The organism is Pseudomonas sp. IT-P253, from assembly GCF_949768125.1.
GTDB lineage: Bacteria > Pseudomonadota > Gammaproteobacteria > Pseudomonadales > Pseudomonadaceae > Aquipseudomonas.
This window is the reverse complement of sequence record NZ_CATKPT010000040.1, coordinates 1-26,920: the sequence shown is the minus strand read 5'-3', so window position 1 is coordinate 26,920 and position 26,920 is coordinate 1. Positions and strand designations below refer to the sequence as shown.

The window sequence follows — 26,920 nt, the reverse complement described above, 5'->3', positions numbered from 1 at the left end:
CCCGACCGCACAGGTCGGGGATCGGATGGATACATGTCCATAATCTGACTGATAAGTTGTATACAACTCTATAGACATTTGTCCTGTGTCTTGCATACAGTGTGCGCATAACAAAAACCAGGGAACCCCCTAACATGAAAACGCCCCATGTCTCACATCAACGGCCCGAGGATGAAAATCTTGGGATCGGCGCGAATATGGCTTACGGCCTGCAACATGTTCTGACCATGTACGGCGGCATCGTCGCGGTGCCTTTGATCATCGGTCAGGCGGCGGGGCTCTCTCCCGCGGACATCGGTTTGTTGATTGCTGCTTCATTGTTTGCGGGGGGCTTGGCGACGTTACTCCAGACCCTCGGTTTACCGTTTTTCGGTTGTCAGTTGCCGCTGGTGCAGGGCGTATCTTTCTCTGGCGTCGCAACCATGGTGGCGATTGTCAGCAGTGGTGGGGAAGGCGGGTTTCAGTCGATTCTGGGGGCGGTGATTGCGGCGTCCCTGATTGGTTTGCTGATCACGCCTGTGTTCTCGCGCATTACCAAGTTCTTCCCGCCGCTGGTCACGGGTATCGTCATCACCACCATCGGCCTGACGCTGATGCCGGTGGCCGCACGCTGGGCCATGGGCGGCAACAGCCATGCCCCGGACTTCGGCAGTATGTCTAATATCGGTCTGGCGGCACTGACGTTGGTGTTGGTGTTGCTACTCAGCAAGGTCGGCAGCGCGACCATCTCCCGTTTGTCGATTTTGCTAGCGATGGTCATCGGTACGGTGATTGCGGTGTTCCTCGGCATGGCGGACTTTTCGTCCGTCACCCAGGGCCCGATGTTCGGCTTCCCCACGCCGTTCCACTTTGGCATACCGACCTTCCACTTCGCCGCCATCCTGTCGATGTGCATCGTGGTTATGGTGACCTTGGTGGAAACATCGGCCGACATCCTCGCGGTCGGTGAAATCATCGGCACCAAAGTGGACTCCAAACGCCTGGGTAATGGTCTGCGCGCCGACATGCTGTCGAGCATGATCGCGCCGATTTTTGGCTCCTTCACCCAAAGCGCCTTCGCCCAGAACGTCGGGCTGGTGGCGGTGACCGGCATCAAGAGCCGCTTTGTGGTGGCGACCGGTGGACTATTCCTGGTGATCCTCGGCTTGCTGCCCTTTATGGGCCGAGTCATTGCTGCCGTACCGACCTCCGTGCTGGGCGGCGCCGGTATCGTGTTGTTTGGCACCGTGGCGGCCAGCGGTATCCGTACGCTGTCCAAGGTCGACTACCGCAACAACGTCAATCTGATCATCGTCGCCACCTCCATCGGTTTCGGCATGATTCCGATTGCCGCGCCGAACTTCTACGACCACTTCCCCAGCTGGTTTGCGACAATCTTCCACTCGGGCATCAGCTCCTCGGCGATCATGGCTATCGTGCTAAACCTGACGTTCAACCACCTCACTGCCGGCAATTCCGATCAACAGTCGGTGTTCGCGGCGGGTACTGAGCGGGTTCTGCGGTATCAGGATCTGGCAGCATTGCGTGAAGGGGATTACTTCAGCGAAGGCAAGCTGCATGACTGCGACGGGAAGGAAGTTCCGGTGGTGGAGGTGGACCATGGGCATGGAGAACCGCACGTGGTGCACGCAAAAAGCGGTGAGCATGTCTGAGTAAAAAAGCGCCGTAGGAGCAAGCTCGCTCTGCAAGCCACAAAAAAGCCCCTGAACCTTTCGATTCAGGGGCTTTTTCGGTACTTCTGTCTGGACGACCTGGACTCGATTTCTTCAGCGCACACAGCTCTCATCGAACAGGGCGTCCGCGAATTGAAGTACCCATTACCTGAGTTGGCAGGCAGGTAACGACCCACAGGAGACGGTCGCGGCTCCAATTTACCAGCCCGACAATTGACGTAGAGAAAGGCCTCAATCGATCGGTAGCGTTCGCTGCATAGCAGGCGAATGACAACGCCGTTCGCCGCTGAACAAGAAGCTTGATGCAGACTCGCGCCATGTACATTGATAAGACGCCTTACCGGCGCGACCTTGAGCATCGTCCTGCGTCATCGGCTACTCGCACTGCGGAAGCTGCTTCTCCCCTCGCCGAAATCTGTAGGCTAAGCGTGTTCGAATCAATATTGAGATTGGCTCATGACCCGAAAAATAATTCTTCTAGTTAAGGTGTTTGATAAGCAGGAATACGCTGATGCATTCATTCAGACAGGAGAGATGTTCTGTAAGACGATTGGGCAGTTCAAACGGATAGAGGGTGATGTCGCACGAGGCGACCAATTCGAGGCGCCCTCGGATTGGCATCAACCCGACCGCATATCTCTGACGATTTCATTTAAGACGCCGGACGGGGAGGAGAAATCCTTTCCAATAGAAGGGCTGGCCGGCCCGCTAGTGATGCAGAGTACGGGGCACGATCGTTTGAATGCCTTCTGTATGTACGCTGTAACCGTACCGGACTTCGAGGAATCGTATGAAACAGAAGAGGAGCGACTGCGCGTGGTCGAGAAAATCAATTCAATGTTGAAGGTACACGCAACGCTAGGCGAGGAAATGCTTTCGCTTGGAGAGCATGCCGTTCTCATCATTAAGGTCGCGGATTTCATCGATAAAGTAAGCAAAGCGGCCAAGTCGGAAGGCTATTCGTCTTGGCGAGGCCTTGTCGATTATTTTGATCCCGAGACCTTTCACGGCAGTTTCGGAGAGGTTGAGTCCGTTTTTAAAAAGCGGAACATCTACTCCTATCAAAAAGAGTTCAGATTTGTCTTCGACTCGAGCAAGCCCGAGGGAGCGAAAAAGCTTCATGCCGGTCCTCTGGATGGAATTGCTTTCAAGCTCAAAACCAGCGAAATCAACAGCAAGCTAGAACTGAAGCTTGCCGAGGATCAACACGCCAACGGGGACTCACTTGGTTAGCAATTTGCTGCTTTGAAGCGGGTGCTGACGCCTACCTAGAACACGGTCAGTGAGTCGCTTGGAACGCAGTCGTTGTTGGGCGACAGCACCTGGCCGTTTTCTGCCTGTCACGAAGGGCTGAAAACGACCCAATGCGGAAGGTAAACCGAGCCAATGTCAGCGAGCGAGGGACTGCGCAGAACGGCGTTGTTGTTAAACCAAAAGCAAAAAAATCCCGCCGACGGCGGGATTTTTAACAAGCCACGGAGTGCTTTGGCATGTCTCGTAAATAGGTCTATTTTTTCATTGCCGCGAGGCCGTCGCCGAACTTTGGCTGCACCGCTGGCACGTGGTTGAAGTCACCGGCTTCCCAGGTATCGATTCGCTCCAGTTTTTTCATGTGTTTGCGCGACCACAAAGCGTCCCGGAGGCCTACAAAAATGCCGGCATATATCCCAGTCGGATTAATGAAGTTGTAGGTCGCATCAAAATCAGCACTCGTAACGAAGGCAACCGGAATGAATAAAATCACCCACGCCGCGAACCAAACTACTCCACCAAGGCAAACCGAACGAATCACAAAGTCAAAGAACTTAGTTTTTTTCGAAAAGGTGGGTGTTTTCAGAAGCTCACCCGCCGCATTTTCAACGGCGGCGATCATGAGGGGGTCCTTCCGGGTGTACGTACAGAACCAAATCCTATTCTTTGTGCCCTTGCCGATCCCGGTGAAATAGCGATACATCTCGCCGTTCATGCGCAGCTTTTGTAACTCTCGTCCATCAATCCAGGCCGTGACAACTACTTCTTTTCCATTGGTGGCAATTTTCTCATTCGTAATATTGTCAATTACACAATCGGCATAGAAATGTCTGCTTTTGCCCATGTCGCACGTCCTAGTGTTTGGAAGAAAAACGCCATCAAATCGAAAACATAATAATAGCAAGGAGCCATTACGCGGGCTAGTCCGTTCATGCGGTAAATCTGCCAAAGGCCTGTGCCAGACCGCGAGTAACAGCGTTTATTCACCGGTGCCATTTGAGAGGCAGCTTCTGGCCGCTTTCTGCCGGTCTCCCAGGCACTGTCTAGTGGTCAATACACATGCAATCTGTGGTCAACGTAGATGCAACCAGTTGGTCAGATGGATGCAATTACGCATCCAGGGTCTTACAGTGCCTTTGAGACAACACGAGCATTTGAATCGTCTCGCTGCCAGCCGCCGCCCAAGGCTTTGAACGTGGCCACTGCAGCGCGAGCCGATTCAGTTTGTGCCTGGGCTCTGCCATCAGATGCCGCTAGGAGATGTTCATCGGCATCCAGCACTTCGATCAAGCTGACCACGCCTTTTTCATAGGCGGCAAACGATGTCGCTCTGGCTTTCGCATACGCCGACTCGCCCTGGGCGAGCTGGGTCGATTGTTGCTCGCGGTTGATCCGTGCCGAAACAGCGCTTTCCACATCTTCGCAGGCCCGCAGAACGGACTGGCGGTAAGCGGCCAAGGCTTCGGCTTCCTGGCCCTTTGCCAAATCAATCTGGGCGTTGATGCGGCCAAAATCGAACAGCCGCCAGCGTAATCCCAGTGCCGCCGAAGCCTGACTGGCGCCGTTGCTGAACAGGTTTGCGCTGGATACCGATGTAGCACTGCCGAGCAGCGCAGCCACAGACAGTTTGGGGTAGTACTCGGACATGGCTTCGCCGATGCGCGCGCTGGATGCCGCAAGACGGCGCTCCGCGACGATCAAGTCTGGACGCCGACGCAGCAGGTCGGCTGGAGCACCCATGTCCGAGAGGCCTGGCACCTCAGGGATGGGCGCCAGCTTAGTCAACTGCGCGCTGTAAGTGCCGGGCGCCTTGCCCAACATGACATCCAGCGCATTCATTGCCGTGTCAATGCCTGCTTGCAGTACCGGCACGGTGGCCTGCGCTTGGTTCAGCGCGCCTTGGGTCTGGTTCAACTGCAGTTCAGCCGCCAGGCCTTTTGCGTAGAGATGTTCGATGGTGGTGAGCAGTTGTTGTCGTGTGTCTACTTGCTGCCGGGCAATTTCCAGACGTGCTTGCAGGCCACGGATGCTGATGTAAAGGTCGGCTGTTTGCGCGACCACTGCCAGGCGTGTGGCAATCGCTCCGGCTTGCGAGGCCTGATAATCGGCGAAGGCCGCTTCTTTACCTCGGCGCAGCCCGCCAAACACATCCAGCTCCCAGCCGGCATTCAAGTTCGCCTCATAGGCGCTGCCGTAGCGATTATAGGAAGGGTCTGAATTCAGCACTTGGCCCAACGGCGTCTCCAATGACTGACGGGCTCGGGCCGCCTGACCATTGACGGTAGCCGACGGCAGGAGGGCTGCGTTAGCTGCGCCCAAACCGGCGCGAGCCTGCTCGATCCTTGCGTTTGCCTGGGCTAAATCGAGGTTCTGTTCAAGTGCTCGATTTATCAGCTGACTGAGTATTGGGTCATTAAATGCGTTCCACCAAGCGGCGAGATCGTCATTTGCGGCGCCCAGTTGTCGTGCCTTGGACGTTTGCGCGGAGAAATGCTCGGGCAATTCCACACGGGGTTTTGAGTAGTCGGGGCCCACTGCGCAACCTGCAACCATACCCAAACACAGTAAAACGGCGAAACGAGGAGGAGGGTGCATGCGATACCTGCGAAAGGGTCGGTTTGTGACGATATTACAATTTGGTCACAAGTTGTCAACCACCTTTGGGATGAGTAAGCTGCTCGCATGAATCAGCCATCAGTTTCTTCGCCCAGCGCCCGTGGCCCAGCCGATCACGACATTCGAGACCAGATTGTTGCGGCGGCCAACGAACATTTCAGTCAATACGGTTATGGCAAAACAACGGTTTCTGACCTAGCCAAGGCCATCGGCTTTTCCAAGGCTTACATCTACAAATTCTTTGAATCCAAGCAGGCGATTGGTGAAGCAATCTGTACAAACTGCCTGACCGAAATCGTTGCGGCAGTGGAGCAAGCCATCAATGTAGACGGCATCTCGCCGACTGAACGTTTTCGGCGCCTGGTCAAAACCTTAATCGCTACAGGTGTGAGCCTGTTCTTTAACGACCGTAAACTCTACGACATCGCAGCGTTCGCCGCGTCGGAGCGATGGCCCAGCTCACAAGTCTATGACGCTCAGATTAAGAGCTTCGTGTTGCAAATCGTGCGTGAGGGGCGAGAGCTCGGCGAGTTTGAACGCAAGACTCCGCTGGACGAGACGGTAGAGGCGATTCATCTCGCTCTGCGGCCCTTCATCAATCCTCTGCTATTGCAGTACAACCTCGATTTTGTTGAAGAAGCCCCTTCTCTCATCTCCAATCTTGTTCTGCGCAGCCTGATGCCTTAAACCTCTGCTGACGGATGCGCTGCGCATCCGTATCAGCGTGTGCGCCTGAAAAAACTAGATATCGAGCTTCTTTGCTTTGCTCTGATCAAGTGGGCGATGTTCATTCATCTCGGTAGTGACTATTGACATAAATGGTCACTTGAATAAGCATGGTGCATCCGCTACCGAGAGGTCTTTATGATCCAGCGCCAACGCATGTCACTCATTTTCATTGTCTTGTTGCCGTTTGCCCTAGCGGCCTGCAACGAGGCCACGCCTGCCGATCCTCGCCTTCAAGTGCCCTTGGTGCGCATCGGCGTGGTTCAACCCTCCGCGCCTGCGGCACGGGTATTCACCGGTATCGTCGCGGCCCGAGTTCAGAGCGATCTCGGTTTTCGGGTACCTGGGAAGGTCTTGGAGCGTTTGGTGGATGCTGGACAGAGTGTCAAGCGCGGGCAGCCCCTTATGCGAATCGATGCCAACGACCTGACGCTGACCGCGCGGGCACAGCAGGAAGCGGTACTGGCCGCCATGGCCCGAGCTCGGCAGGCCTCCGATGACGAGCTTCGCTACCGTGATCTGGTGTCCGTCGGAGCGGTATCTGCTTCAGCTTACGCAGGGTTCAAAGCAGCTGCCGACTCGGCGAAAGCCCAACTCAACGCTGCCCAGGCCCAGGCTGATGTGGCGAAAAACGCGACCGGTTATTCGACATTGCTGGCGGATGCTGACGGGGTGGTAGTGGATACCTTGGCAGAGCCGGGGCAGGTGATTGGCGCAGCTCAGGTGGTGGTGCGTGTTGCCCACTCAGGGCAGCGCGAGGCGGTGATCCAGTTGCCCGAGACGTTACGTCCTGCGCTGGGCTCGGCGGCGACGGTTGAGCTGTACGGCCAGCACCAGACTGCAGGTAAAGCGCGTTTACGCCAGTTGTCCGACTCTGCCGACCGACAGACCCGAACGTTTGAAGCGCGTTATGTGCTGGAGGGGGCGCTCTCCAACGCCACCCTGGGTTCGACGATCTCAGTGGTTATCGCTGACACGGATGTTGCTGATGCCAAGGAATTACAGGTGCCCATGGGGGCCCTCTACGACGCCGGTAAAGGCCCGGGGGTCTGGGTGGTGGGCGGGGAACCTGAGCAGGTGGCATGGCGCCCGATCAAGGTTCGCGGCCTGAATAATGAGGCCAGCGTGCGCGTGACGGGTGATCTGCAGGTGGGTGATCGTGTTGTCGCATTGGGTGCTCACTTGCTGAGCGAGGGAGAGAAGGTCAGGACTGAACTCGCCGATGCTCCGCAAAATTCAGTGGTTGAGGTAAGTCGATGAGCGGCTTCAATCTTTCGGCGCTGGCAGTGCGCGAGCGCTCAATCACCCTGTTTTTGATCCTGCTGATTTCTGTGGGTGGGTTGTACGCCTTCTTCAAACTGGGGCGTGCGGAAGACCCCGCATTCACCATTAAACAAATGACGGTGGTCACCGCCTGGCCTGGGGCGACGGCCCAGGAGATGCAAGACCAGGTGGTAGAAAAGCTGGAAAAACGCATGCAGGAACTGCGTTGGTACGATCGGACCGAGACCTTTACCCGGCCCGGCTTGGCATTCACCACGGTTTATCTGCTCGATAGCACGCCACCCTCAGCCGTCCAGGAGGAGTTTTACCAGGCGCGCAAGAAAATCCTGGATGAGCAGAAGGGGTTGCCGTCCGGGGTGATCGGCCCGACGGTCAATGATGAGTATTCCGATGTCACCTTCGCGCTCTATGCGCTCAAGGCCAAGGGCGAGCCGCAACGTCTGCTGGTGCGCGAAGCCGAGAGCTTGCGCCAGCGTCTGCTGCATGTGGCGGGTGTGAAGAAGGTCAACATCATCGGTGAACAGGCCGAGCGCATTTTTGTCGAGCTGTCCTACGAGCGTTTGGCGACACTGGGCATTTCTGCACGAGACATCTTCAGTGCGTTGAACACGCAAAACATGATAACGCCGGCCGGTTCGGTAGAAGCGAAGGGGCCCCAGGTTTTCATCCGCCTGGATGGCGCGTTTGATGACCTGCAGAAGATTCGCAATACCCCGCTGACAGTGCAGGGCAGAACCCTCAAGTTGTCCGATGTGGCTGAGGTCAAGCGCGGTTATGAGGACCCCGCGACATTCCTGGTACGCAACAACGGCGAGCCGGCACTGTTGCTCGGCGTGGTCATGCGCGATGGCTGGAACGGCCTGGATTTGGGGAAGTCGCTGGACGCTGAGGCAACAGCGATCAATGAGCAGATGCCTTTGGGCATGAGCCTGACCAAGGTCACGGATCAGGCGGTGAATATTGGCGCATCCGTCAACGAGTTCATGGTGAAGTTTTTTGCTGCCTTGGGCGTGGTGCTGCTGGTGTGTTTTCTCAGCATGGGCTGGCGTGTCGGCGTTGTGGTTGCCGCAGCGGTGCCGCTGACTCTGGCGGCCGTGTTCATTGTCATGGCGGCCACGGGCAAAGACTTCGATCGAATTACCCTGGGCTCGTTGATTCTGGCGCTGGGGCTGCTGGTGGACGATGCAATCATTGCCATTGAAATGATGGTGGTGAAGATGGAGGAGGGCTACGACCGAATCAAGGCCTCCGCTTATGCCTGGAGCCACACGGCCGCGCCGATGTTGTCGGGGACGTTGGTGACGGCGATCGGCTTTATGCCCAACGGTTTTGCCAAGTCGACCGCTGGTGAGTACACCGCGAACATGTTCTGGATCGTTGGCATTGCGCTGATCACTTCCTGGGTGGTGGCCGTGGTGTTTACCCCTTACCTGGGCGTCAAACTGCTGCCGCAGATCAAGGTGCCTGAAGGCGGGCATACGGCGATTTACGGTACACCGAACTACCAGCGTTTCAGGCGCCTGCTGGGCAGTGTGATCCGCCGCAAAGGCCTGGTGGCGACATCCGTCGTGGGCTTGTTTGTTGTTGCGATTCTGGGCATGGGCGTGGTCAAGAAGCAGTTCTTTCCAACATCCGACCGACCTGAGGTGCTGGTTGAGGTGCAGATGCCTTACGGCACCTCTATCGAACAGACTGATGTGGCGGCGGCCAAGGTCGAGGCGTGGTTGGCTCAGCAGCCGGAAGCCAAGATCGTCACCGCTTACATTGGCCAGGGCGCGCCGCGCTTCTATTTGGCGATGGCCCCTGAGCTACCCGATCCATCCTTCGCAAAAATCGTCGTCCTGACGGCGAATCAGCAAGAGCGTGAGGCGCTCAAGATTCGGCTCAGGCAAGCCACGGCCGATGGTTTGGCGCCTGAAGCCCGCGTGCGGGTGACGCAGTTGGTATTTGGTCCTTACTCACCGTATCCGGTGGCCTTTCGGGTGATGGGCGCCGACCCCGCAGTGTTGCGGGATATCGCCGCGCAGGTGCGTGAGGTCATGACCGCCAGCCCCATGATGAGGACCGTCAACACCGACTTGGGCGAGCGCGTGCCGGCACTTCATCTCACGCTGGATCAGGATCGCCTGCAAGCATTCGGCTTGACCTCGACCGATGTCGCGCAACAGCTGCAATTTCTGCTCACGGGGGTGCCTGTCACCGAGGTGCGTGAGGACATTCGTTCGGTTCAGGTGGTCGCTCGCTCCGCTGGTGAGACGCGTCTGGATCCATCGAAAATTGCCGCCTTCACGCTGACCGGCGTCCAAGGCCAGCGCGTTTCGCTGTCCCAGGTAGGGGCGGTGGATGTGCGCATGGAAGAGCCCATCCTGCGACGTCGTGATCGTGCGCCGACAATAACCGTGCGCGGTGACGTGGCTGAAGGTCTTCAGCCTCCCGATGTCTCCAACGCCTTGATAACGCAGTTGCAACCTATCATCGAAAAGCTGCCGGCGGGCTACCGCATTGAGTTTGCCGGCGCGATCGAGGAGTCGGGTAAAGCAAACAAGGCATTGCTGCCGTTGTTCCCGATCATGATCGCGCTGATGTTGCTGACCATCATCATTCAGGTGCGCTCGATGTCGGCAATGATGATGGTGTTCGCCACCGCGCCTTTGGGCCTGATTGGTGTGGTGCCAATTCTGCTGCTGTTCCAGCAGCCGTTCGGGATCAACGCCTTGGTGGGATTGATTGCCTTGTCAGGGATTCTGATGCGTAACACGCTGATCCTCATTGGCCAGATTCACTCTAATAAGCAAGCCGGTCTGTCGCCTTATAACGCAGTGGTCGAAGCCACTGTGCAGCGTGCACGGCCAGTGATTCTCACGGCGTTGGCGGCGATGCTGGCGTTCATTCCGCTGACCCATTCGGTGTTCTGGGGAACGCTGGCCTACACCCTGATTGGCGGTACGTTTGCTGGCACCGTGCTGACCCTGGTGTTCCTGCCAGCGATGTACGCCCTCTGGTTCAAGATCAAGCCTGAGCCCGCGCATGAGCTTGCAGCGAACACTCATGTTGCTTGATACCTGCGTGCCTGGATCGTCTCAAAAAGGAAAATCGATATGAGCTCGTTGGCGCAGATTACTTAGCAGTTTGATCCCGCTGCGCCCTTCGTGGCTCCGGCCAACTGGCTCCAGGGAAGAACTGTGTTTGACGGGCTATCTGCAGCCCTGTCATTGCAGGCGGTGTTGTTTGAGGCATGGCCGGATTGTGGGCACGCCAGACCGTAGCGATTTTTACCTAGCGTGCAGTGAACTCAGCGCAATAGTTGTTTCTGCTATCCCACCTTCAGAGATTACCGCTTACCACCGATCACTGTGCGCTTTGACCGTGCCGTAATGCCAGCCGCCAAACCGGTCTTTCAACGCCTATGGCCCGGCATAGCTCAATTGCCGGCCGTAGCCAAAATTCCGCCCATTCCTTCTACCGATCAATGCCATGATCAAATTCCTCTCGAAGCCAAACCGTTGAAACTTTCCCTCACGTCATCCCGCCAAGAATGTTGAGTGTTATCAGGGATCAAGGCCCCTGCGACCTGTGAGGGTTGTCCACTAACGTGGGACTGGCGGCTCCTTACGACCGGGAGCTTGGGCATCTCATGATCTGGCCTCCTGAACACTTCCGAGGAAGTGGGCGGGTGGAGGCTGCATTGGCTGACGAGACCAGCGCCGCGAGATCCTGAGTCAGGTGAAGGCAGTGAAGCGACGACCGGGGCATACCTGACTGTCAGTCAGGTGCAGTCCATTCCCTAGGCTGCGGCACCATCATCTGCATCGCTGTTGCTGGTGACTTCGGTATTTGTCACGCCGATTGTCACGAGGGGGAATGCCGCAAAGCCTTGTACTAGGTGGACTGCAGCAGCGGTAGGAGCGCCCGTCTCTTTCCGGGAGAAAGAGACGGGCGCAGGTTGGCGCAGTGAAATGGCCAAGCGAATAGGTTGCTGCAGAGCAGCTATGAAAGGGGATGAGTTGCCGCAGTGGGCACACTGGTAAAAGTAGGCATCCATCACATCGCTGTGACCGTGCGAGCCGCCGGACGCTAATCGCACTTTGGGAGAACCACCATGGTGTGGCGTAGCCTTAAAGGTTCTGGCTACCTGGGTTGCTGTCAACGACAGCGCTTTGCCCGACCTTTTCTACGCCTGTGGAGAATTCGGGTCAAGGCTCGAATTGTTGGGAGTTCTGCGGCTGCGGATGAAATTATCCACCGATGGAAATCAGTGGTTTTCCGCAGACAATTGTGTGGGCTTTAGATTTTTTAAGTGAGGTCCATCCAAGCAGGGCGGCTTTGCAGCCCTGTTTGGATGGACCCGTGTGGACAAGCGGATCACTGAGATATGAGGACCGAGCGCTTACTCAGTTGCGCCACGTGTTGCTTTTAGGCGAGTGACATTCGCACCCGTCTGATTGGCGAATTCGCGTGGGCTGACATGCTTCTGCTGATTAGCCTCAAGGTAGCGACTCCACCAGTTCATGATCAGCCTGCGCTCCTCGATGAACTCTGCCTTGTGGATGTAAGCGGCGCGGACGTTGTTGCGTTCCTTGTGGCTCATCTGCCGCTCGATGGCTGTGTCCGTCCACAAACCTGACTCGATCAGTGCGCTGCAGGCCATCGAGCGAAACCCATGCCCACAGATCTCGGATTTGGTGTCGTACCCCATCTTCCGAAGCGCGCTGTTCACCGTGTTTTCGGACATTGGTTTCCAAGACTTGGTATCGCCTGCGAACACCAAGTCAAATTTGCCTGTGATTGCGTGGATCTGCTCGAGCAGGGCGATCGCTTGCGGCGATAAGGGTACAAGATGGATATCGCCTGCCATCTTCGTACCCCTTGTGGAAAAGGGTACGCCTTCCAACGCTGGTCGCGTGTCGGGTATTTCCCAGGCGCCACGTTTGAGGTCGAACTCGCTCCAGCGGGCGAAGCGCATCTCGCTGGAGCGTACAAACACGTGCAGCGACAGCAAGACCGTCAGCCGGGTAAGTGCCCGGCCTTTATAGGTGTCGATCCGTTCCTGCAATTCAGGCAGGCACGATAAGGGTAAAGCGGGGCGGTGGACGACCCGCGAGGCTTTGATCGAGCCTACAAGGTCGTAAGCAGGGTTTACGGTGATAAGCCGGAGGCGCTTTGCCTCGCGCATGATGCTCTGCAGGTAGTTTTGTACCCTTAAAGTAATGTCTACCGTTCCGCGCTTCTTAATCGCTTCCAGGGGCCGCATAAGATCGTGGGTATCAAGGTCGACAATGGCGCGGGCGCCGATCAGCGGGAAGAGGTGAGTTTTGAGGCGACTCATCACTGTCTTGGAATAGTCCGGTGCCCACTTGGCTGACATTTCCGTGTGCCAGCCGAGGGCAACGCTTTCAAAGGTGCGGCCTTTGATCAGAGCGTCCGTCTTGGCTTGGTTCTTGGCTCCTATAGGGTCAATGCCATCCGCCAGCATTCGCTTGGCCTCCAAGCGCTTGCGGCGCGCAGCCGCGAGGCCAACGATGGGGTAGTTGCCGAATGAGGTCAGTCCTTCCCGGCCATCAGGTTTGACGTATCTGAGACGCCAGCCTTTGCGGCCATTGGGTTGGACTAGAAGGTAAAGGCCGTCGCCGTCGAAAAGCTTGTAGGCGCGGTCTGTGGGCTTGGCCGAACGGCAAGCGGCGTCGGAGAGTGGAGCAGTAGTGCGCGACATAAGGGTACTCCCTTTTATCGAACTGACCTTTATCCCAAACTCTACCCTTAAAATGGCTGGTACCCACCGGAATCCGACAGAACGCCAAAACGAAAAAACCCGCCAGAAGGCGGGTTTTTCGGGGGGGTCAGAGATTTTTAAAGCCTTCTCTGGAACCTTGTCTGGCTCCACGACCTGGACTCGAACCAGGGACCCAGTGATTAACAGTCACTTGCTCTACCAACTGAGCTATCGCGGAATGGCGTGTATGTTACTGATTCAAAAAGAGAAGTCAAGCATCTGTTGGTAACTTGACGGATTGGCAGTGACGGACGGTGGTTTATCGGTGATTGGCGGTTACCAGAATCGCCTCAGAGGTCTACCATGGCCGCCCGGAAGTGGTGACACGCGCTGCCGGCCATTCGCCGAAAAGGTACGCGCCATGAATCACCCAGTTCTCACACCTCAACACAACGGGGTGTTCGCATGAGCATCGCACAGATCAGCCTGCCCAAGGGGGTCGGCCCGCACGCCGAGAAACTGTTCGACGCCATCACTCAAGCCAGTACCGCTGACGAATTGAACCGCGCGGGCGGTAAGGCCGAAGGTTTTGTCCTTGGTCTTGAAAGCACCAAGGCGATCAAGAGTCAGGTTGCTGAATCGCTGTATGTCGCCTATGACGACGCAGCCAGCCAGCGTGCGACCGAACTGGCTTAACCGCCGAACGTCACCGTGGCGAGCATCAGTTTGGCGTACAACATCGTTGCGCCCAGTTGCACCAGCCACAAGGCCAGGCCACCGAGAAACACGCCCGCTGCCACTTGCAGCACCAGGTTGTTGCCGCGTTTGGCCGGTGTGCGGGGCGCGAAATGGTCCTGCTCATCGCGGTCGGCGCGTAGGTCATCGTTTTTCATGTGGGTTCTCGTAAGAATTTCGGGGTGTACATAAAACCTGTGGGAGCGAGCTTGCTCGCGATGGTCGTCAACGATAACTCGTCATGCCTGACACACCGCGGTGTTCTCGGGTTTATCGCGAGCAAGCTCGCTCCTACTGGATAGATGTGTGCAGTCTAGAAGGCTTGGTCGTCGGGTTGAGAGATATCTGAGGCAAATAAAAAACGGGAAGCCCGAAGGCTTCCCGTTTTTCGTATCGCGCGAGACTCAGATCACCTGAACGATGGCGTTGGTCACGACATCAATATTGCTCTGGTTCAACGCAGCCACGCAGATGCGGCCAGTGTCCAGGGCGTAGATGCCGAACTCGCTGCGCAGGCGGGTCACTTGCTCAACCGTCAGGCCGGAGTAGGAGAACATGCCGCACTGGCGACCGACGAAGCTGAAGTCGCGCTGGGTCGCTTTCTGGGCAAGCAGGTCCACCATCTGGATGCGCATGCCGCGAATTCGCAAGCGCATTTCGGCCAGTTCTTCTTCCCACTGGGCGCGCAGTTCCGGGCTGTTCAGCACCGCGGCGACGATGCTTGCACCGTGGGTTGGCGGGTTGGAGTAGTTGGTACGGATAACGCGTTTGACCTGCGACAGCACGCGCGCGCTTTCTTCTTTCGATTCGCTGACGATCGACAGGGCGCCAACGCGCTCGCCGTACAGCGAAAAGGATTTGGAGAACGAGCTGGAGACGAAGAAGGTCAAGCCCGATTCGGCGAACAGACGTACCGCAGCGGCGTCTTCCTCGATGCCGTCGCCAAAGCCCTGGTAGGCCATGTCGAGGAACGGTACGTGACCTTTGGCTTTAACGACTTCCAGAACGTTTTTCCAGTCCGTCGGGCTCAAGTCCACGCCGGTCGGGTTGTGGCAGCAAGCGTGCAGCACAACGATCGAGCCGCAAGGCAGGGCGTTCAGGTCTTCCAGCAGGCCGGCACGGTTTACGTCGTGAGTCGCGGCGTCGTAGTAACGGTAGTTCTGCACCGGGAAACCGGCGGTTTCGAACAGCGCGCGGTGGTTTTCCCAACTTGGGTCGCTGATCGCTACGACGGCGTTTGGCAGCAATTGCTTGAGGAAGTCGGCACCGATTTTCAGTGCGCCAGTACCGCCAACGGCTTGGGTGGTGATCACCCGGCCTGCGGCGATCAGCGGCGAGTCATTGCCGAACAACAGCTTTTGCACTGCCTGGTCGTAGGCGGCGATGCCATCGATCGGCAAGTAGCCACGGGACGCGTGTTGAGCGGCGCGAATCGTCTCGGCTTCGACAACGGCGCGCAGGAGAGGAATTCGCCCCTCCTCGTTGCAGTAAACACCGACCCCCAGGTTGACCTTGTTGGTACGAGTATCGGCGTTGAATGCTTCGTTGAGGCCCAGGATTGGATCGCGTGGTGCCATTTCGACAGCGGAGAACAGGCTCATTTTTGCGGCGGCTCTGAATGGAGTGTGGAGGGACGTGTCGCGCTCCAGCCGAATGCACTAGAGCGGTGCACAAACGGGGAGCTAGTATAGAGGTCATCCGCGATTGATGGCGACAGACGATTCCGCTTTTACAGTAAGTTTTTCCGATTATTTTTCGACCGTTAGTCGATTGGCAACGTCGAAGTCTTTACGCGATGTAGGACGTTTGCCTTGAAAGCGATAGCAATCGGCGCCACATTGAGCACAATCCAGTTTTTTCCTCGGGCGACGTCGGTCGTTTGCGGTCTTTCTCGTTCCTGTCCGGTTTGACCGGGCCGGCGCGATCCAGAGGTAGTTCATGTCTGAATTCCAGCTAGTCACCCGCTTCGAGCCCGCCGGCGATCAGCCGGAAGCCATCCGCCTGATGGTCGAGGGTATCGAAGCCGGGCTGGCGCACCAGACGTTGCTCGGTGTGACCGGCTCGGGCAAGACCTTCAGCATCGCCAACGTGATCGCCCAGGTGCAGCGTCCGACCCTGGTGCTGGCGCCGAACAAGACGCTGGCTGCGCAGTTGTATGGTGAATTCAAGGCGTTTTTCCCGAACAACGCCGTTGAGTACTTCGTTTCCTACTACGACTACTACCAGCCCGAGGCCTACGTGCCGTCCTCGGACACGTTCATCGAGAAAGATGCCTCGATCAACGACCACATCGAGCAGATGCGTCTGTCCGCAACTAAAGCGTTGCTGGAGCGCAAGGACGCCATCATCGTCACCACGGTGTCGTGCATCTACGGTTTGGGCAGCCCGGAAACCTATTTGAAGATGGTGCTGCACGTGGATCGCGGTGACAAACTCGACCAGCGTGCTTTGCTGCGCCGTCTCGCCGACTTGCAATACACCCGCAACGACATGGATTTCGCCCGCGCGACCTTCCGCGTGCGCGGTGACGTAATTGATATCCACCCGGCGGAATCCGATTTTGAAGCGATCCGCATTGAGCTGTTCGATGACGAAGTCGAGAGTCTTTCAGCCTTCGATCCGTTGACCGGCGAGGTGATCCGCAAGCTGCCGCGCTTTACCTTCTATCCGAAAAGTCACTACGTGACCCCGCGAGAAACCCTGCTGGGTGCCATCGAAGGGATCAAGGTCGAGTTGCAGGAGCGCCTGGAATACTTGCGTTCCAACAATAAACTGGTTGAAGCCCAACGCCTGGAGCAACGCACCCGTTTCGACCTGGAGATGATTCTTGAGCTGGGCTACTGCAACGGCATCGAAAACTACTCGCGCTACCTGTCCGGCCGTGCGTCCGGTGAGGCGCCGCCGACCTTGTTCGACTACTTGCCGGCCGACGCGTTGCTGGTGATCGACGAGTCTCACGTCAGCGTGCCGCAGGTCGGCGCCATGTATAAGGGCGACCGCTCGCGTAAAGAAACACTGGTGGAGTACGGCTTCCGTCTGCCGTCCGCGCTGGATAACCGGCCAATGCGTTTCGACGAGTTCGAAAACATCAGCCCGCAGACGATTTTTGTCTCGGCCACGCCAGGTAATTACGAGGCGGAACACGCCGGTCGCGTCGTCGAGCAACTGGTGCGACCGACGGGCCTGGTGGACCCGCAAATCGAAATTCGCCCGGCATTGACTCAGGTCGACGATCTGCTCTCGGAAATCGGCAAGCGCGTGGCGCTGGAAGAGCGGGTGCTGGTGACCACGCTGACCAAGCGTATGTCCGAAGACTTGACCGATTACCTGGCCGACCATGGCGTGCGCGTGCGTTATCTGCACTCGGACATCGACACGGTCGAGCGGGTCGAAATCATCCGCGATCTGCGTCTGGGCACTTTCGATGTGCTGGTGGGGATCAACTTGCTGCGTGAAGGCCTGGACATGCCGGAAGTGTCCCTGGTTGCGATTCTCGATGCGGACAAGGAAGGCTTCCTGCGTTCCGAGCGCTCGCTGATCCAGACCATCGGCCGCGCCGCGCGCAACCTCAATGGCCGGGCGATTCTGTATGCGGATCGCATCACCGGTTCGATGGAGCGGGCGATTGGCGAAACCGAGCGTCGTCGCGACAAGCAAATCGCGTTCAACCTGGCCAACGGCATTACGCCGAAGGGTGTGTTCAAGGATGTCGCCGATATCATGGAAGGTGCCACCGTGCCGGGCTCGCGCAGCAAGAAGCGCAAGGGCATGGCCAAGGCGGCCGAGGAAAACGCCAGGTACGAAGCCGAACTGCGCTCACCGGGAGAGATCGCCAAGCGTATTCGTGCGCTGGAAGAGAAGATGTACGCGTTGGCGCGCGACCTGGAATTCGAGTCTGCGGCGCAGATGCGTGATGAGATCACCAAGCTTCGGGAGCGGTTGATCGCTGTTTGATTTGCGGTGAATGTGCGGGCCTCTTCGCGGGCAAGCCTCGCTCCTACAAGGACAGCGCGACCTCGTAGGAGCGAGGCTTGCCCGCGAAATGGGGCGCCTCGGTCTCAATGTACTTCGCCAGCCTTCAACCCCGCCGGCAACTTCTTGGTCAACAATACCGCAATCATGCTGATCCCCAACGCAATCCCGACAAAATGAAACGCATCGTTGTACGCCATGATCGACGCTTGCTGATGCGCAATCTCACTGAGCTTGCCCAGCGCCGCCGTCTCGCCGCCCAATTGATCCGTCAGCGACGCTATCCTCTCGGCCACTTGCGGGTTGCCGGGCACGATGGATTCGCGCAAATAATCAAAGTAGGTCTTGGTCCGCGCATCCAGTAACGTGGCGAGGAGGGCGATGCCAATGGCGCCGCCGAGGTTACGCAGAATGTTGAACAGGCTCGACGCCGACCCCGCGTCCTGCGGCAGGATGTACGCCGTGGCGATCAGCGAGATGGTCACCATGATCAGCGGCTGGCCCAGCGCCCGGACGAGCTGGATCTGATTGAACTGCGGCCCGGCGAAGTCCGGGTTCAGCACCCCCGAAGAAAAACTTGCCAGCCCGAACAGCCCGAAGCCCAGCGCGCACAGCCATTTCGGCGAGACGACCTTCATCAACTTCGGCACCAGCGGAATCAAAAACAGTTGTGGCACGCCCATCCACATGATCACTTCGCCGATCTGCAGGGCGTTGTAGTTCTGGATCTGCGCCAGGTACAGCGGCAACAGATAGATCGAGCCGTACAGCCCGACCCCCATCCCGACACTGGAAATGCTCGATAAGCCGAAGTTGCGATTGCCCAGGATCCCGAGATTGATCAGCGGATTGGGCTTGGAAAACTGCACGATCACAAAGGTGATGAGGCTGATCAATGCGATGCTGCCCAGGGTCACGATCAGGTTCGACTCCAGCCAGTCCTTGCGATGGCCTTCCTCGAGGAACACCTGCAAACAGCCGAGGCCCACGCCCATGGTGAGAATGCCCATGTAGTCGGTGCTTTTCAGCAACTCCCAGTGTGCTTCTTTCTTCTCCAGGCCATACATCAGGCCGGCGATCATGATCAGGCCGGGCGGCACGTTGATGTAGAAGATGTATTGCCAGCCCCAGTTTTCCGTCAGCCAGCCACCGAGGGTCGGGCCGATGGAGGGCGCGAACGTCGCGGTCATGGCAAACATCGCCATGCCCTTGGCGCGATGGTGCTCGGGGAGTTTGATCAGCGTCAGCGTGAACGCCAGCGGGATGAGTGCGCCCCCAGTGAAGCCCTGCAGGGCGCGGAAAACAATCATGCTCTCCAGGCTCCACGCCATGGAGCAGAGCAGGGAGGACGCGAGAAAACCGAGCGACACCCATACCGCCAGACGTCGTGCCGAAAGCAACTGGACCAGCCATGCCGTCAGCGGAATCATGATGATTTCCGCTACCAGATAAGACGTGGAAATCCACGAGCCTTCTTCCAGTGTCGCTGACAGTGCGCCCTGAATGTCCTTGAGCGAAGAGTTGGTGATCTGGATGTCGAGCACCGCCATGAAGGCGCCGAGCATCACACTCATCACCGCAATCCAGTCCCGCCGGGTCGGCTCGCCGACCGGGCGGATCAGTTGATCACCGGCCATCGTCAGGGGCGTCTTTGATGTTCACTTTCACGGTGACCGACATGCCCGGACGGATTTTGCCGTGCAGCGGATTGTCCGCGGCGAAGGTCAGTTTTACCGGAATTCTTTGTACGACTTTGGTGAAGTTGCCGGTGGCATTGTCCGGCGGCAAGAGGCTGAACTGCGCACCTGAAGCGGCAAACAGACTGTCCACCCGCGCGTTGATCGGCGTGTCGCTGTAGGCGTCAAAGGTCAGCTCGGCTTTCTGGCCGGGCTGCATGTGGCCGATCTGGGTTTCCTTGAAATTTGCCTGAACCCAGATGTCCTGATCCGGAACGATCGACATCAGATAAGCACCGGCCTGCACGTATTGGCCTTCGCGGGCGGCGCGCTGGCCGATCAGGCCGCTGATGGGGGTGTGGATTTCGCTGCGGGTAAGGTTCAGTTCAGCCTGGGCCAGGTCGGTTTTTGCGTTGGCGATCATGGCGTCGAGGCGTTTGATCTCGGCGCTCAGGGCGTTGACTTGCTGGCGCTGACTTTGCGCGTCTGCCTGGGCCTTGGTCACTTGCGAGCGGGCAATGTGGTTGTCAGCGGAGAGGGTGGTGACTCGTTCTTCCGAGACATAACCGGGTTTACGCAGGGTTTGCGCGCGAGACAGGTCGATCTGCGAGCGACCGAGACTGGCCTGGCTGGAGGCCACTTGCGCATCGCTTGCGGCAATCAGGCTGGCTTGCTGGGTCAGTTTGCTCTGGGCTTGCAGGCGTTCGGCCTGACGAGTCGCGAGGGTGGCGTTGGCGCGGTCGACGGCGAGGTGGAAGTCATCGCCTTCGAGCTTGATCAGCAGCTGGCCTTTCTCGACGTGCTGGTTGTCCTGCACCAGGACCTGTTCGATGCGCGCCCCCAACTGACTCGACACACGGGTGATCTCGCCCTGGACATAGGCATTGTCAGTGCTTTCATAAAACCGTCCCTTGAAGAACCACTGGGCAAAAAAGCCCCCGGCAATCAACAGGACGATCAATAAGAAAATAAACAGGCGACGCTTGAGTTGGGCAGGCATGGGGCAAACTGTAGTCGAGAAAGTGTAAGAAAGTTATCAGCAGGCGAATCTGGCATATAGCCGATAAACGGTAAATGCCATCACCTGATATTCAGGCATTCACCGCCGCATACATGCGTTGTAGACGCAACCTTGGCTTAAATGCCCTGTTCACTGGAGCCGGGCGGGCATCGCCTGTTACCATTCGCCCTTTGTTTTATCTTCATTTCGAGACTTGCCATGACCACCGTCCGCACTCGCATCGCGCCATCGCCTACCGGGGACCCCCACGTAGGTACCGCTTACATCGCTTTGTTCAACTACTGCTTTGCCAAGCAGCATGGCGGTGAGTTCATCCTGCGGATTGAAGACACCGACCAACTGCGTTCGACCCGCGAGTCCGAACAGCAAATTTTCGACGCCCTGCGCTGGTTGGGTATCGACTGGAGCGAAGGCCCGGACGTCGGTGGCCCGCATGGTCCTTACCGTCAAAGCGAGCGCGGCGACATCTATCAGAAGTACTGCCAGCAGCTGGTAGAAATGGGCCATGCGTTCCCGTGCTTCTGCACTGCCGAAGAACTCGACCAAATGCGCGCCGAGCAAATGGCTCGCGGCGAAACCCCGCGTTACGACGGCCGTGCGCTGCTGCTGTCGAAAGAAGAAGTTGATCGTCGTCTGGCCGCTGGCGAGCCGCATGTCATCCGCATGAAAGTGCCGAGCGAAGGTGTTTGCGTGGTGCCTGACATGTTGCGTGGCGACGTCGAGATCCCGTGGGATCGCATGGACATGCAAGTGTTGATGAAGACCGACGGCCTGCCGACGTACTTCCTGGCCAACGTGGTCGATGACCACTTGATGGGCATCACCCACGTATTGCGCGGTGAGGAGTGGCTGCCATCGGCACCAAAATTGATCCTGCTTTACGAGTACTTCGGCTGGGAACAACCGGAACTGTGCTACATGCCGCTGCTGCGCAACCCGGACAAGAGCAAGCTGTCCAAGCGCAAGAACCCGACCTCGGTGACGTTCTATGAGCGCATGGGTTTCATGCCCGAAGCGATGCTCAACTACCTGGGGCGCATGGGTTGGTCGATGCCGGACGAGCGTGAGAAATTTTCACTGCAGGAAATGGTCGACAACTTCGACCTGAGCCGTGTCTCCCTCGGCGGGCCGATTTTCGACATCGAGAAGCTGTCTTGGCTCAATGGCCAGTGGCTGCGTGATCTGCCGGTGGAAGAGTTTGCCTCTCGCTTGCAGAAGTGGGCGTTGAACCCTGAGTACATGATGAAGATCGCACCGCACGTACAGGGCCGCGTTGAAACGTTCAGCCAGGTTGCACCGCTGGCCGGATTCTTCTTCGCCGGTGGCGTGAACCCGGAAGCCAAGCTGTTTGAATCGAAAAAACTGTCGGGCGATCAGGTTCGTCAGTTGATGCAGTTGATCCTGTGGAAGCTCGAAAGCCTGCGTCAGTGGGAGAAGGACAGCATTACTGCGACGATTCAGGCGGTGGTCGAGTCCCTGGAACTGAAGTTGCGTGACGCCATGCCGCTGATGTTCGCTGCGATCACTGGCCAGGCCAGTTCGGTGTCGGTGCTCGATGCGATGGAAATCCTCGGCCCGGACCTGACCCGTTTCCGTCTGCGCCAGGCCATCGACCTGCTGGGCGGTGTGTCGAAGAAGGAAAACAAGGAGTGGGAAAAACTCCTGGGCAACATCGCCTGATCCACACCGATCCCTTGTAGCAGCTGCCGCAGGCTGCGTCGGGCTGCGAAGCAGCCCTTGACGGCCACCACTCACGCTACTTGAAAGGGTGGGGCCCCAAGATTGCGAGCGCTTCGCACTCGAACGCAGCCTGCGGCAGCTGCTACAGGAATGGATACACCCCCGGATTTACGGGGGAGGGCGGTAAGTGATTGTTATGGCGACAAAAAATTTTGAAAATTGTTGAAAATAAGTTTGACAGCTTTCCGATGCGCCATTAAGATTCGCCCCGTCCTCAGCGATGAGGGGCTATAGCTCAGCTGGGAGAGCGCTTGCATGGCATGCAAGAGGTCGACGGTTCGATCCCGTCTAGCTCCACCAATTTACACTTCAAGGCCTGGCCACACCGGTCTTGAAGCGATCAACACTCAGCGTTGATCTGTTGTATAGAAGGGTTTGCGTCCCCTTCGTCTAGTGGCCTAGGACACCGCCCTTTCACGGCGGTAACAGGGGTTCGAGTCCCCTAGGGGACGCCAGTTTTACAGAAGTGATGTTGCAAGACGTCGCTCCGCCGCGAGGCGAAAAATCCGGGGCTATAGCTCAGCTGGGAGAGCGCTTGCATGGCATGCAAGAGGTCGACGGTTCGATCCCGTCTAGCTCCACCAATTTTACAGTTCAAGGTCTGGCCACACCGGCCTTGAATCGATCAGCTCTCAGCACTGATCAGTTGTGTAGAAGGTTTTGCGTCCCCTTCGTCTAGTGGCCTAGGACACCGCCCTTTCACGGCGGTAACAGGGGTTCGAGTCCCCTAGGGGACGCCACGATTACCCGCTCTGCGGGATTTTATAAGGGTCATTCAATTATTGAATGGCCCTTTTGTTTGTCTGGCGTTTGGCCAACCCCCCCCTCTTTTAAACTGTTCTTCAGACCAGCGGTCACATTCACGACTTGCAGAAAATTATTATGCGAATAATATTCTAGTCGTAATATTCGGAGGCAACGATGAACGATAAAAAAGCTCAAACCCGCGAACGCATCCTCAAGGCGGCCAGCGCGGCACTGATTCAGCGCGGCCCGGCCGAACCTAGCGTGGGCGAAGTGATGGGTGCAGCCGGCCTGACCGTCGGCGGCTTCTATGCGCACTTCGACAGTAAGGACGCGATGATGCTGGAAGCGTTCAAGCAACTGCTGGGTCAGCGTCGTGGCTCGATCGCCGACATGGATGCCGAGTTGACCGGTGAAGAGCGTCGCGCCCTCGTCGCTGCGTTCTATCTGTCGCGCAAACACCGTGATTCCTCTGAGTCAGCGTGCCCGATCCCGGCGTCTGTCGGCGAGTTGGGTCGTCTGCCGGATGAGTTTCGTGTGGCATTGAATGAACATGTGGAGTTGATGGTCGCGCAGTTGGCGGCCAGCCCGGAAGACACCGACAAAGCCTTGGCCGACTTGGCCTTGATGGTGGGTGGTCTGGCTCTGGCGCGGGCGCTGGGGCCAGGAGAGTTGTCCGATCGATTGCTGCGTGCCGCCAAATCAGCGGTGCTATGACCTGAAGGCAATGGCCTGGGGAGCGAGAGCGATGAGCGCGTTGAAGTGGGTTCGTGGCATTAATGGCACCTTGGGCTGGTTTGCACCGCAATTGGTCGCGAGCAAAATGCGACTGGCGTTCATGACGCCGCGGGAACTGCCGCCGCGTGATTGGGAATTGCCGCTGCTGGCAACGTCCGAACGAATCACTTTACGCTTCGGCCTCTCGGCGTTGCGCTGGGGGCAAGGCCCGGCAGTATTGCTGATGCATGGCTGGGAAGGTCGGCCGACGCAGTTTGCCAGCCTCATCACCGCGCTGGTCGATGCCGGTTACACCGTGGTTGCTCTGGACGGACCTGCTCATGGCCGTTCTCCTGGCCGCGAGGCAAATGTGGTGCTGTTCGCCCGAGCCATGCTTGAGGCTGCCGCCGAGTTGCCGCCGCTGCAAGCCGTCATCGGTCACTCCATGGGCGGCGCCAGTGCCATGCTCGCGGTCCAGTTGGGCTTGCGCACCGAAACCCTGGTGACCATCGCCGCCCCGGCGCGGATTCTCGGCGTGCTGCGCGGTTTCGCCCGCCATATGCGGCTGCCACCGAAAGCCCGTTCGGCATTCATTCGTCAGGTCGAGAAAGACGTCGGCATGCGCGCCGCGACGCTGGACGTCGCGCACTATCAGCTCGACATGCCGGGGCTGATCGTCCATGCCGAAGATGACGGCTACGTTCCGGTCAATGAGTCCAAACTGATCCACGAATCCTGGTTCGACAGCCGCCTGTTGCGCCTGAAAGAGGGGGGGCATCAGCGGGTGCTCGCCGACCCTCGGGTGATTGATGGCGTGCTATCACTGCTGGCCGGTCGCAGCCTGCAATCGCGCCAATCGGCCTGAGCATCCGTTACACTGCCCCGGTCGAATTTATCTGACCGGGAGTGGGGCATGGGCTGGGATCGGGCAACGCCATTTATCATTGATCTGGAAGTAGACGCCGAGGACATCGACGGGCTGGGTCACGCGAATAACGCGGTGTATGTGACCTGGCTCGAACGCTGCGCCTGGCGCCACTCGCAACGGCTTGGTCTGGATCTGGTCGAATATCGCCGGCTGGATCGGGCGATGGCGGTGGTACGGCACGAGATCGATTACCTGGCCGCCGCATATGAAGGCGACGAGCTGCAATTGGCGACCTGGATCGTCGATTGGGATCAGCGCCTGAAAATGACCCGACACTTCCAGTTGAAGCGCCCGAGCGACAACACCACGTTGTTGCGTGCGCAAACCACCTTTGTCTGCATCGAACTGTCCACCGGCAAACCCAAGCGCATGCCGGCCGAATTCATCGAGGGTTATGGCCCCGCACTGCAACTCTTGACCTGATTGAAGCCTTCGCGGGCAAGCCTCGCTCCTACAGGACTGTGATGACCGTAGGAGCGAGGCTTGCCCTCGAAGGCGTCCGGTCTGACAAATACCTTCTACACGCCAAAACCAGTAAACTGCCGCACGTTTTTCGTCGAGTGTGTTTTTCATGCAAATTGCTCTGGCACCCATGGAGGGGTTGGTCGACAACATCCTGCGGGACGTGCTGACCCGTGTGGGCGGTATCGATTGGTGCGTGACCGAGTTCATCCGGATCAACGACCAACTGCTCACGCCTGCCTATTTCCACAAGTTCGGTCCTGAATTGCTGAACGGTGCGCGCACAGCCGCAGGCGTGCCGCTGCGAGTGCAGCTGCTCGGCTCCGACCCGGTGTGCCTGGCGGAAAATGCCGCGCTCGCTTGCGAATTGGGCTCCGAGGTGATCGACCTGAACTTCGGCTGCCCGGCCAAGACCGTGAACAAGTCCCGTGGCGGTGCGGTGCTGCTCAAAGAGCCTGAGCTGCTGAACCAGATTGTCGAACATGTCCGTCGCGCCGTTCCGGCGCACATTCCAGTCACCGCCAAGATGCGTCTGGGTTTCGACAGCCCGGACGGTGCGCTGGTGTGCGCCACGGCCCTGGCCGAAGGCGGCGCTGCGCACATTGTGGTGCATGCGCGAACCAAGACTGACGGCTACAAGCCACCGGCTCACTGGGAATGGATTCCCCGGGTGCAGGACGTGGTCAAGGTGCCGGTGTTCGCCAATGGCGACATCTGGAGCGTCGAAGACTGGCGCCGTTGCCGCGAAATCAGCGGCGTGGAAGACATCATGCTCGGTCGCGGTCTTGTCTCGCGTCCGGACCTGGCGCGGCAAATCGCGGCGGCGCGGGCCGGTGAGGAGGTCGTCGAAATGACCTGGGCCGAGTTGTTGCCGCTGATTCAGGACTTCTGGTTGCAAGCCAAGGCGCAAATGACGCCACGCCAATCGCCGGGTCGCTTGAAGCAGTGGCTGGCAATGCTGACCCGTAATTATCCCGAAGCGGTCGAGCTGTTCACGGTGCTGCGCCGTGAAACAGAACTGGATCATGTCTCGCGTTTATTGGGTCTGCAGGTATCCGAAGCGGCCTGAAAAATCTGCAAATAATCTCTTGAAAAGTAATCAGCGGTCCCTATCTAAGGATTACGCGATGCCGAATTCGGGTCGCGGAGACAAAAAACCTTGCTGATTGTTTTCAGGAGATTTGAATCATGAGTACTGCATTTTCCCTGGCCCCACTGTTCCGTTCCTCGGTAGGCTTCGACCGTTTCAACGACCTGTTCGAAACCGCCCTGCGCAACGAGCCAGGCAGCACCTACCCCCCTTACAACGTCGAAAAATACGGTGATGATCAATACCGCATCGTCGTGGCGGCAGCCGGTTTCCAGGAAGAAGACCTGGAGCTGCAAGTCGAGAAGGGTGTGCTGACCATCAGTGGTGGCAAACGCGACGCGACTGAAGACGTGACCTTCCTGTATCAAGGCATCGCCCAGCGCGCATTCAAACTGTCGTTCCGCCTGGCCGATCACATCGAGATCAAGGCCGCCGACCTGCGCAACGGTCTGTTGAGTATCGATCTGCTGCGGGTTGTTCCAGAAGAGGCGAAAGCCAAACGCATCCCGATCAACGGGACGCAGAAACCGGCTCTGCAGCACTAAGGCAGAGCAGTAAAAAAGGGCGCCACTGGC

The 26,920-nt window shown here is 57.9% G+C and carries 20 protein-coding genes, 5 tRNA genes and 1 pseudogene; 17 read left to right on the top strand and 9 right to left on the bottom strand.

Annotated elements, in window-relative coordinates; genetic code table 11:
* Window positions 1-134 precede the first annotated feature (134 nt).
* A complete protein-coding gene (locus ACM6IR_RS20105; RefSeq protein WP_414909310.1) occupies window positions 135-1,652 on the top strand; it encodes a nucleobase:cation symporter-2 family protein in 1,518 nt (505 codons plus the stop codon).
* A 477-nt stretch (window positions 1,653-2,129) separates the two neighbouring features.
* Entirely contained in the window at window positions 2,130-2,906 is a 777-nt protein-coding gene (locus ACM6IR_RS20100; protein ID WP_414909309.1) for a hypothetical protein, read from the top strand.
* 274 nt (window positions 2,907-3,180) lie between these two features.
* Here ACM6IR_RS20100 and ACM6IR_RS20095 read toward each other — a convergent pair whose 3' ends face one another.
* Window positions 3,181-3,768 (bottom strand): hypothetical protein, encoded by a 588-nt coding sequence (locus ACM6IR_RS20095; protein WP_414909308.1) that lies wholly within the window; start codon window positions 3,766-3,768, stop codon window positions 3,181-3,183.
* 281 nt (window positions 3,769-4,049) lie between these two features.
* Complete coding sequence (locus ACM6IR_RS20090; RefSeq protein ID WP_414909307.1) at window positions 4,050-5,519, bottom strand: efflux transporter outer membrane subunit; 1,470 nt, start codon at window positions 5,517-5,519, stop codon at window positions 4,050-4,052.
* An 87-nt stretch (window positions 5,520-5,606) separates the two neighbouring features.
* Between ACM6IR_RS20090 and ACM6IR_RS20085 the strand changes: the two genes are divergently transcribed.
* From ACM6IR_RS20085 to ACM6IR_RS20075, 3 genes are all read left to right on the top strand, one after another.
* Window positions 5,607-6,227 carry a TetR/AcrR family transcriptional regulator gene (locus ACM6IR_RS20085; RefSeq protein ID WP_030132395.1) on the top strand — a complete coding sequence of 207 codons (621 nt, stop codon included), beginning with the start codon at window positions 5,607-5,609 and terminating at the stop codon, window positions 6,225-6,227.
* 177 nt (window positions 6,228-6,404) lie between these two features.
* Complete coding sequence (locus tag ACM6IR_RS20080; protein WP_414909306.1) at window positions 6,405-7,526, top strand: efflux RND transporter periplasmic adaptor subunit; 1,122 nt, start codon at window positions 6,405-6,407, stop codon at window positions 7,524-7,526.
* A complete protein-coding gene (locus ACM6IR_RS20075) occupies window positions 7,523-10,609 on the top strand; it encodes an efflux RND transporter permease subunit (protein WP_414909305.1) in 3,087 nt (1,028 codons plus the stop codon). The genes ACM6IR_RS20080 and ACM6IR_RS20075 overlap by 4 nt, the downstream gene beginning before the upstream one ends.
* A gap of 282 nt (window positions 10,610-10,891) precedes the next feature.
* Here the strand turns inward: ACM6IR_RS20075 and ACM6IR_RS20070 are convergent.
* From ACM6IR_RS20070 to ACM6IR_RS20060, 3 genes and pseudogenes are all read right to left on the bottom strand, one after another.
* Window positions 10,892-11,026: pseudogene (locus ACM6IR_RS20070) on the bottom strand (integrase); the annotation flags it as partial.
* A 911-nt stretch (window positions 11,027-11,937) separates the two neighbouring features.
* Window positions 11,938-13,260 (bottom strand): tyrosine-type recombinase/integrase, encoded by a 1,323-nt coding sequence (locus ACM6IR_RS20065; RefSeq protein ID WP_414909304.1) that lies wholly within the window; start codon window positions 13,258-13,260, stop codon window positions 11,938-11,940.
* 162 nt (window positions 13,261-13,422) lie between these two features.
* Window positions 13,423-13,498, bottom strand: a tRNA-Asn gene (locus tag ACM6IR_RS20060).
* Between the two features lie 227 nt (window positions 13,499-13,725).
* On the opposite strand from ACM6IR_RS20060, the gene ACM6IR_RS20055 reads away from it, so the two are divergent.
* Window positions 13,726-13,956 (top strand): hypothetical protein, encoded by a 231-nt coding sequence (locus ACM6IR_RS20055; RefSeq protein WP_008007186.1) that lies wholly within the window; start codon window positions 13,726-13,728, stop codon window positions 13,954-13,956.
* On the opposite strand, the gene ACM6IR_RS20050 is transcribed toward ACM6IR_RS20055, so the two are convergent.
* Both ACM6IR_RS20050 and ACM6IR_RS20045 read right to left on the bottom strand, forming a co-directional pair.
* The gene (locus tag ACM6IR_RS20050) at window positions 13,953-14,153 is read right to left on the bottom strand and encodes a hypothetical protein (RefSeq protein WP_414909303.1); all 201 of its coding nucleotides are present in this window, start codon (window positions 14,151-14,153) and stop codon (window positions 13,953-13,955) included. The two genes, ACM6IR_RS20055 and ACM6IR_RS20050, sit on opposite strands and share 4 nt — an antisense overlap.
* A gap of 246 nt (window positions 14,154-14,399) precedes the next feature.
* Complete coding sequence (locus ACM6IR_RS20045) at window positions 14,400-15,596, bottom strand: amino acid aminotransferase (RefSeq protein ID WP_414909302.1); 1,197 nt, start codon at window positions 15,594-15,596, stop codon at window positions 14,400-14,402.
* A 337-nt stretch (window positions 15,597-15,933) separates the two neighbouring features.
* Here ACM6IR_RS20045 and uvrB point away from each other — a divergent pair, with 337 nt between their 5' ends.
* The gene (gene uvrB, locus ACM6IR_RS20040; RefSeq protein WP_414909301.1) at window positions 15,934-17,949 is read left to right on the top strand and encodes an excinuclease ABC subunit UvrB; all 2,016 of its coding nucleotides are present in this window, start codon (window positions 15,934-15,936) and stop codon (window positions 17,947-17,949) included.
* Between the two features lie 104 nt (window positions 17,950-18,053).
* On the opposite strand, the gene ACM6IR_RS20035 is transcribed toward uvrB, so the two are convergent.
* Together ACM6IR_RS20035 and ACM6IR_RS20030 are read right to left on the bottom strand one after the other, a co-directional pair.
* Window positions 18,054-19,544, bottom strand: coding sequence for an MDR family MFS transporter (locus ACM6IR_RS20035; protein WP_414909311.1), 1,491 nt, complete (start codon window positions 19,542-19,544; stop codon window positions 18,054-18,056).
* A gap of 49 nt (window positions 19,545-19,593) precedes the next feature.
* Entirely contained in the window at window positions 19,594-20,643 is a 1,050-nt protein-coding gene (locus ACM6IR_RS20030) for an HlyD family secretion protein (RefSeq protein WP_414909300.1), read from the bottom strand.
* A 219-nt stretch (window positions 20,644-20,862) separates the two neighbouring features.
* Between ACM6IR_RS20030 and gltX the strand changes: the two genes are divergently transcribed.
* The 10 genes from gltX (at window position 20,863) to ACM6IR_RS19980 (ending at window position 26,890) form a co-directional block, all read left to right on the top strand.
* Window positions 20,863-22,344 (top strand): glutamate--tRNA ligase, encoded by a 1,482-nt coding sequence (gene gltX, locus ACM6IR_RS20025; RefSeq protein WP_414909299.1) that lies wholly within the window; start codon window positions 20,863-20,865, stop codon window positions 22,342-22,344.
* A 284-nt stretch (window positions 22,345-22,628) separates the two neighbouring features.
* A tRNA-Ala gene (locus ACM6IR_RS20020) sits at window positions 22,629-22,704 on the top strand.
* 79 nt (window positions 22,705-22,783) lie between these two features.
* Window positions 22,784-22,859: transfer RNA gene (locus ACM6IR_RS20015), tRNA-Glu, on the top strand.
* Window positions 22,860-22,912: 53 nt separating this feature from the next.
* A tRNA-Ala gene (locus ACM6IR_RS20010) sits at window positions 22,913-22,988 on the top strand.
* Between the two features lie 80 nt (window positions 22,989-23,068).
* Window positions 23,069-23,144, top strand: a tRNA-Glu gene (locus ACM6IR_RS20005).
* Between the two features lie 181 nt (window positions 23,145-23,325).
* A complete protein-coding gene (locus tag ACM6IR_RS20000; RefSeq protein ID WP_414909298.1) occupies window positions 23,326-23,865 on the top strand; it encodes a TetR/AcrR family transcriptional regulator in 540 nt (179 codons plus the stop codon).
* Window positions 23,866-23,896: 31 nt separating this feature from the next.
* A complete protein-coding gene (locus tag ACM6IR_RS19995; protein ID WP_414909297.1) occupies window positions 23,897-24,730 on the top strand; it encodes an alpha/beta fold hydrolase in 834 nt (277 codons plus the stop codon).
* A 48-nt stretch (window positions 24,731-24,778) separates the two neighbouring features.
* Complete coding sequence (locus ACM6IR_RS19990; protein ID WP_414909296.1) at window positions 24,779-25,216, top strand: acyl-CoA thioesterase; 438 nt, start codon at window positions 24,779-24,781, stop codon at window positions 25,214-25,216.
* A gap of 148 nt (window positions 25,217-25,364) precedes the next feature.
* Complete coding sequence (locus ACM6IR_RS19985) at window positions 25,365-26,324, top strand: tRNA dihydrouridine synthase (protein WP_414909295.1); 960 nt, start codon at window positions 25,365-25,367, stop codon at window positions 26,322-26,324.
* Between the two features lie 119 nt (window positions 26,325-26,443).
* On the top strand, window positions 26,444-26,890 hold the full coding sequence (locus ACM6IR_RS19980; RefSeq protein ID WP_414909294.1) for an Hsp20 family protein: 447 nt from the start codon (window positions 26,444-26,446) through the stop codon (window positions 26,888-26,890).
* Window positions 26,891-26,920: the final 30 nt, after the last annotated feature.